Consider the following 4,385-nt stretch of genomic DNA (forward strand, 5'->3'; position numbering starts at 1 on the left):
GCGCCGAGCTCGAGGCCGGGCACGGGCTGCGCATCGTGCGCGGCATCCACGCCGAGCGCGGCTACCACCCCAAGGAGCGCGAACGCGCCGCAGCCAAGGGCGCCCCCGAGCTGGACCGTGAGACGCTCCAGCGCGCCGTCCGCGCGGCGTCCACTGCGAGCCTGGACGAGGCAGAGTTCGTGTGCCGCCTGCGCCGCACCGGCGTCCTCGTCCGGCCCCGCTACGCGAAGGACGAGAAGACATCGGTCGTGGGCTACTCGGTCGCCCTCAAGCCGGCGAGCAGGGGCGAGCGGCCGGTGTGGTTCGGCGGGGGAAGGATCGCCCGGGACCTGACCCTCCCCAGGCTCCGCGAGGGCTGGGACACCGGCGACGGGACGGGGGCCGCGGCGCTGGCCGAGTGGCAGGCCGCCGCGGCCGGCAAGCGCGTCACGGCCCCAGGGCGTGAGGTGCGCGAGCCCACCGCCGAGGAGTGGCAGAGGCACACCGCGGAGGTCGGGGCACTGTGCGGGCGGCTCAGGGACGTCCCCCTGGACGACCATGCACTCTGGGCCCAGGCCGCCCGCGAAACCTCCGGGGCCTTCGCGGCGTGGAGCCTGTGCACTGAACCGGTGCCGGGGCCGCTGGCCGAGACCGCGAAAGCCCTGGCCCGCACCGCGCAGCTGCGCCGCTTCCCGCCCCGGGCCGGGCACGCGCCCCTGCCGAGTGCGAAGGGCGCGGGCATGCTCCTGATGCAGACCGCCGTCGGGCCCTCCACAGCAGCAGGCCACGCCCTGCTCCTGGCCCAGCTGCGCAGCACGATGCGCGCGGTCTTCGAGATGCACCGGGCGGCCGGAAGGCTCCGGGACGCCGAGCGCATCCGGGCCGCCGCCGTGGAGAAGCTCGCCGCCGTCCGCGGGGACCTGCAGGCGCTGAAGGAACAGCACCGCTCGGCCCAGCACGTGGAACCCAGCGGCCCACGCCGGGAGGCGCCCCCGGGCCCGGAAGGCGAGCTGGAGGAGATCCGGCGCCTGGTCGCCCAGTCGTTCCCGACCGCGCCGACCCCGGGAGCCCGGACCGCCCCCGCGGAGGCACGCGTCACCCGGAAGCCGCCCGGCAGGGACAGGGACCAAGGAATCAGCCGCTGACGGGCTTCCCTCGGCCGTGTCTCAGGGAATTCTTGAGAGGCAGGCGTCAGCGCCAGCGGCGCAGCTGCGCCGCGCTTCAACGACCCCGCCGACGTTCGCAGAATATTGTGGCCGGTGGGACCGGGGCATGGCTCGCGGGTGCCTTCGGTGAACCGTTGGATCTCTGCGTCGTCCTTCCGGCTGCAGGCATGAGCTGAATCCTTGTCGGATCGGACCCTCCACCAGAGCCAGGGCGATTCACCGTTGTCTGCCCGTACTTGGGTGAAGGGAATCGTGCTGGCCTCGGTCGTTTTCTGCGAGAATCAGCCCAGGCACCGTTTGGGGCTCCGTGGTATCCGGGGCCGCCGTATCGACCGGAGGAGGGAGGAGTCCGATGCGCCCATCTGCCGCGTTCGAGGCCAAGCGAGCCGCGGTGCGGGAGGCCTCCTTGCGCCATAGGGCGGGGAATGCGCGGGTGTTCGGCTCTGTCCTGCACGGCACCGACCGCGATGGGTCAGACCTGGACCTGCTCGTGGACGCCCAGCCCGGAGCGACCCTGTTCGACCTCGGCGCGCTCCAGGACGAGCTCGAGGAACTCCTCGGCGTCCATGTTGACGTCCTCACCCCCGGGGACCTCCCGCCGCGTTTCCGGGCCCGGGTCCTGGCCGAGGCCCGCCCCGTATGAGCACCGAGGTGAACCGGCTCGGGGACTGGCTGGACCACATCAGGCAGGCCGCCGCCGATGCCGTCGAATTCACCGCCGGAACCGACCGGGAGGGATTCTCCCGGGATCGGCGCACCCAGCAGGCGGTGACCATGAGCCTGGTCATCATCGGCGAGGCCGCCACGAAGATCATGGACGCCTGCCCCGAGTATGCCCGGGCCCACCCCGAGGTGCCCTGGCGTGCGATGCGCGGGATGCGCAATCGGATCGCCCATGGCTACTTCGAGATAGACCTCGACCTCGTCTGGGACACGGTGGCCACAGCACTCCCAGACCTCCTCTCACAGCTGGGCGCAGTCGGCATCACTCCCGACCCGCGACCTGCTCCCGGCGCCGAGCCGGGCGGCAGAGACCGGTAGGCCTGCTTCGGCAACCGCTCCGCGTTCGCTGCCGCCGCCTTTGGCGACTCGGGCCGCCCGGATGCCCAGCACCCGGCGGCATGCTCGTTGTCCGCTCGCCGCACGCCCTCCGGACTGGGTGGCGGCCTGCCGGTGCCGACCATTCGAGCAGTTCGGCCGCGGCTGCGATGAGCGTGGTCCGCGCGAGTGCGCCGTCGTCCCTAAGCAAATGCGGAACGAAACTTGGAAAGTCGGCGGCGACACGCCGCACAACTTCCCTTTCCTTTTATCTAAGTTCCTACAGGATGGCAGCATGACACCGACGAAGAAGCGCATGGGCAGGCCTAGCCTTGGCCCCCGCGACGCCTTCAACGTAAAGCTGTCCCCCGAAGACGGCCGAGTCATCAGGATGCTGGCAGAAGTCCAAGGCCGGTCTTACCAGGATGTCCTTGAACCTCTCATTTCCGCGGCGATTGCTCAGATAGACCTCGAGCAGATCCTCGATCATGCTGCAGGGCAGGAGGCGCTGCCTATCGCGCGGGCCTCTTAAAAGAGTGAGGGCCCGCACTTGGCGGGCCCTCTAATAAGCCTTCCATCACCCCTAGCTTGGCGGCGACCCGGTGATGGATCCGAAACCCTCCCTTGCGGGTGGGTCCCTTCGTTGCACCCTCTGACTTCGAGGAGCTGTCTCTATGGTAGCCGAGGCTGCCGATCTGGCAATCGCATTGACCGGCCTCCCGGGCGTGTCCCGCCCGGAACGGGCGGTGGGGCAGGCCCCGCTGCCCTACGAGCACCGGCGGGCGTGGGCGCTGGCGCCGTTGATCGCGGGGCGGCCGGCATACCGTTCGGGGCGGTGGGTTCGGGGGAAGTTCGGCTACCCGGGCTCTCCCCGTAAACTCACAGGCTCCCTGCCGGAGGCGCCGGCTGCCGTGCTGGTGCACGGGGCGGACGGGTCGGTGGCCACGCTGTGCCTTGACCTGGACACCTCGGCTGCCGCACAGGCGGTGGTGGACGGGGACGCAGTGCGACTGGGCGCGCTCTTGACCGGGTGTGGGCTGCGCTGGGTGGAGGATGTCTCTCCCAGCGGGGGCCGGCACCTGTATGTGCCACTGGCCGAGCGGATGGAGGGGGCGCAGGCCCGGGAGCTGGTGGAGGCGCTGGCCCGCCTGGCGCCGAGCCTGGATGCCGGCCCGCACCGGAACGCCTCAACGGGGTGCGTCCGTGTGCCGGGGTCGGTGCACAAGCGGGGCGGGCACCAGGAGCTCGTCACTCCCCTGCCGGTGGCGTACGAGGTGCTGCGGCGCCGTAACGCCCCGGAGACCGTGGAGCGGCTGCGCCGGGCGCTGGCCCCGGAGCTCCGGCGGAACCGGGAGGAGGCCGCCCGCCGCGTCGGCACCGCCCCCGCTCCCCCATCCGGCACAGAGCAGAGCATCAGACCTGCCACGACCGAGCGATGGACAGGCGGGTGGAAGTCTCCGCTGCGGGCGGTCGCCGAGACGGGCCTGTACGACACGACGCGCTACCGGTCGGCGTCGGAGGCGCGGATGGCGGTGCTGAACCACCTCGCGGCCTGCGGGTGGACCCTTCCCCAGGTCCGGGGCGAGCTGGGAGGCCAGTTCCCCGGCCTGGCGGCCCTGTACCAGTCGAGGTCCCAGCTCGAGCGGCTGCTGGAGCGCGAGTGGGCCAAGGCGCTCGAATTCACCGCCAACAGCGCCGGGAAGAGGAGTACCCGTAAAAGCGACACAAGCCCTCCTGAACCCACCGGGGGGGCAAAAGCCTCGGCCGCCTCGGTCCACCAGTTGGTGAACGATCTGGAGAATGTCCTCTACGTGGTGCTCGATGCTAGGTTCCATTCTCTTGGGCGGGAGGGGATCGGTCTGAGGTTCCTTCTGCGTGGGGTGCTGGCGTATATGAGGACCATGGAGACCAATGTCCTGGACGTTGGCTGCCGCACGTTCGCCCTGGCCCTTGGCCGGCACCACGGCACCGTCGCCCGGCTGCTGCGCCGGCTCGCCGAGCTATCCGACGGGATGGTCACCAAGATCGCCGACGCCCGCCACCGCAACGCCGACGTGTACCTCATCGAACTGCCCGAGCAGCACCGAAAGACAGCACGGGAGTTGACCTGGCGCGCCGGCAAGATCCACGCCGTCAGGCCAGTGTTCCGCGCCCTGGGGCCCGCTGCGGCCTTGGCCTACGAGGCCGTCGAGCGTTCCCGCC

At 71.0% G+C, this 4,385-nt stretch carries 4 protein-coding genes and 1 pseudogene; all 5 read left to right on the plus strand.

From position 1 onward, the window contains the following. Positions 1-1,124, plus strand: a pseudogene (locus tag V7053_RS18025) (relaxase/mobilization nuclease domain-containing protein); the annotation flags it as partial. A 373-nt stretch (positions 1,125-1,497) separates the two neighbouring features. Beyond that, positions 1,498-1,788 (plus strand): nucleotidyltransferase family protein, encoded by a 291-nt coding sequence (locus tag V7053_RS18030; protein WP_334173640.1) that lies wholly within the window; start codon positions 1,498-1,500, stop codon positions 1,786-1,788. Continuing rightward, positions 1,785-2,186 (plus strand): HepT-like ribonuclease domain-containing protein, encoded by a 402-nt coding sequence (locus tag V7053_RS18035; protein ID WP_334173641.1) that lies wholly within the window; start codon positions 1,785-1,787, stop codon positions 2,184-2,186. Before V7053_RS18030 ends, V7053_RS18035 begins: the two co-directional genes overlap by 4 nt. 292 nt (positions 2,187-2,478) lie before the next feature. Continuing rightward, on the plus strand, positions 2,479-2,715 hold the full coding sequence (locus V7053_RS18040; protein ID WP_334173642.1) for a hypothetical protein: 237 nt from the start codon (positions 2,479-2,481) through the stop codon (positions 2,713-2,715). A 142-nt stretch (positions 2,716-2,857) separates the two neighbouring features. Then, positions 2,858-4,385, plus strand: a 1,528-nt coding sequence (locus tag V7053_RS18045; RefSeq protein ID WP_334173643.1) for a hypothetical protein, incomplete at its 3' end; no start/stop codon positions are given.

This window comes from Sinomonas sp., assembly GCF_036848755.1.
In the GTDB taxonomy this organism is placed as follows: Bacteria; Actinomycetota; Actinomycetes; order Actinomycetales; family Micrococcaceae; genus Sinomonas.

Excerpts from the sequence above, each read along its gene's own strand:
- V7053_RS18030 (WP_334173640.1), top strand. The coding sequence starts at position 1,498 with ATGCGCCCATCTGCCGCGTTCGAGGCCAAGCGAGCCGCGGTGCGGGAG.
- V7053_RS18035 (WP_334173641.1), top strand. The coding sequence starts at position 1,785 with ATGAGCACCGAGGTGAACCGGCTCGGGGACTGGCTGGACCACATCAGG.
- V7053_RS18040 (WP_334173642.1), top strand. The coding sequence starts at position 2,479 with ATGACACCGACGAAGAAGCGCATGGGCAGGCCTAGCCTTGGCCCCCGC.